The sequence below is a fragment of the Spirochaetota bacterium genome (assembly GCA_026414805.1).
Classification (GTDB): domain Bacteria; phylum Spirochaetota; class UBA4802; order UBA4802; family UB4802; genus UBA4802.
Genome location: JAOAIH010000136.1, coordinates 1 through 2,330 on the forward strand (window position 1 = coordinate 1; position 2,330 = coordinate 2,330).

Here is a 2,330-nt window from a genome sequence, read left to right on the forward strand (position 1 = left end):
ATACACAGCTTTCATTGCGTATCTAATGGTATTGATAGCACAGATGAGAAATGTACTAATGGTGAGAGTAATGAGAGATTATGTATATCCATATTCACAAATGTTGATACATATAATAAATTGAACATATAAGCATATACATATTGATAAAATTCTTCAGTTTTCAGATTAAGGAATTAATGGTGATTTTATAATATATTTATTAGAATAATTATTCCACTAATGGCAGTTAGTAGTGTTAATGAAATAGTAATTGGACCAATGATATTCTCCGGAATGCCAATAATTGATAAAATTATAACCAAAATTACAACACCAAGAGAAGGCAAAAAACATAGTATACCTTTTAATAATTCTTTATTCGATTCTGAATATCTTGGTAAATTATTTTCTTTATGAATTTTTTCGAGATATTTTCGCAATGGAATAATCGCATAACTAAGAAAATTATATAAAAGCATTATAATTGGAAATAACAAAAATAATAATGGTAATAAAAGCCATCCTAAACTTTTTGGAAGATTGTAAGTTTTTTCTAAAAATATAAGAAAGTAGCTCATCAACAAAACAGAAGATATCATTAAAAATATTATACTCCCAAGTTTAATAATTATATATAGATTTGGAAGATTTCTATATTTAACTATTCTGTTGTTTATTTCTTTCATGTTTAAATACTTATATGATGAAAAAATAATATTTTCAAGAAAAAAACAATTTCGGAAAAATATAAACGGCATGTCGTACAACGTATGCGGATGAAAGAAGTTTGCTAAACCAAGTGTAGCAAATTTGGACGGAGAAACCTGTAAGTTTTCGTATTCCTTTATCCGCTGTTATATTCCCCGAAAGGCTGAAATTTAGTACAACGTCCCTAAGGGAAAATTGTGAACCAGAAGGCCACTTTTTTGTTATAAAGGCTATACTCCTTTAAATTCTTTAAGTTTGAAATCTACCTGATATAAGAAAACTTCAACATTTTGAACAACTTCTAAGGCATATTCTAATTTTTTATCAAACTCGGCAGCTATAATTATTCCTTTAACATTTGGATTATTTTTATTTTTCTTTATCCAACCCATATATCTAGCTATCTGGCCTACAGTATCATCGCTTGTTTGATTTTTCTTTAATTCGATAACAACATAATCTCCTGTGTTTTTATCTTTAGCTAAAATATCAATGGGACCAATTTCTGTTCTAAATTGCTGGCTTACTAATTCACCATCTTCAATAATTAAATCAAATCTTTTGCCAAGTTCTGTTATGTTCCAGTTATGAATAATAAAATCTTCTAATTGTTTTTCCATATAAAATAGGCCTTGGTTTAAAACAGAATCTTCTTTTCTTATCTCAATAGAAACTATTTTTTTGTAATAGTTTAAAATATTTTTTAGGTCAGTCTCAATATCTTGTTCTGAAACTAATTGGTTTTCTTTTGATACGTTTGATAGATATTGATATTCAACTTTATCGTTTTTAATTATAATGTTGTATGCTTTGAACACTAAAGAATCGCCATATCTTGGAACATCTTTGTCAAAAAACGCTTTGATAGTTAAAGATGAATTCATTATTTCGTCAGGCCATGTTTTATCAAATTCATAAGTTTCACTTATACCATATGCTAAAACAAGAACATTTAGTTCTTTATAATAAAAATAAACCGGATAAAACCCTTTGCTAACTTGCATTTCAGGAGCAGTAAAAGCTATCCATGGAACTCTGGCTGGCATACCCATTCCAAAAGAGACCCTCATTCTTAAATCATCATACTCTCTTGGAAATTCTGAAGTTCTTAGATCTGCTGTTTGAGCCTGTAATAAAAATGTGTCTAATATTTTTTTCCAAGTATTCATATTAATTATACCTACTTTATTAAAGTTTTCGTTTTTACGCGCATTTAATTAACTGTTTTTTTGATTGAATATAACGTTTGTGCATGAGACGTTGCTGAGCTGAAGGCCAAGCAATGTGGGTGAGCGCAATCCATAGATTCACCGTAGGTGAATCTCAAGCGCGCGAACCCCGAGGAGCCCGCAGGGCAATTTGAGTGAAGCGACTGAAGGGAGCGAAACCGCATAGCCGCTGTTAGCTGATGTGGCTAGCATATTTTCCTAGTTATTTTTCATGTTTGCCATGGGGGCTATATGAACATCCACCATAACTTGATGATCCACAAAAGATGCATTTTCCTGCCAAAAATTTCCTCCTATTTGTTTTGTAATTTATTATTTTTGCCAGCCATTTCCGCTAACGCCCAGCTTACACGACGTTGGCCGTTAGGCCAATGTGCCGACGCCACCTATTGTGGCGAGGCCAAGGAGCGA

3 protein-coding genes are annotated in these 2,330 nt (G+C 31.3%); 1 reads left to right on the forward strand and 2 read right to left on the reverse strand.

What is annotated here, in order from left to right; genetic code table 11:
• Positions 1 to 188: 188 nt before the first annotated feature.
• Positions 189 to 668, reverse strand: coding sequence for a hypothetical protein (locus N3F66_14935; protein MCX8125442.1), 480 nt, complete (start codon positions 666 to 668; stop codon positions 189 to 191).
• Positions 669 to 920: 252 nt separating this feature from the next.
• Positions 921 to 1,859 (reverse strand): PDDEXK nuclease domain-containing protein, encoded by a 939-nt coding sequence (locus tag N3F66_14940; protein ID MCX8125443.1) that lies wholly within the window; start codon positions 1,857 to 1,859, stop codon positions 921 to 923.
• Positions 1,860 to 2,150: 291 nt separating this feature from the next.
• Here N3F66_14940 and N3F66_14945 point away from each other — a divergent pair.
• A partial coding sequence (locus N3F66_14945; protein MCX8125444.1) for a hypothetical protein occupies positions 2,151 to 2,330 on the forward strand: 180 nt, incomplete at its 3' end.

Bases quoted from the DNA above. Each gene is read 5' to 3' on its own strand.
- N3F66_14940 (MCX8125443.1), bottom strand. From the start codon at position 1,859: ATGAATACTTGGAAAAAAATATTAGACACATTTTTATTACAGGCTCAA.
- N3F66_14935 (MCX8125442.1), bottom strand. From the start codon at position 668: ATGAAAGAAATAAACAACAGAATAGTTAAATATAGAAATCTTCCAAAT.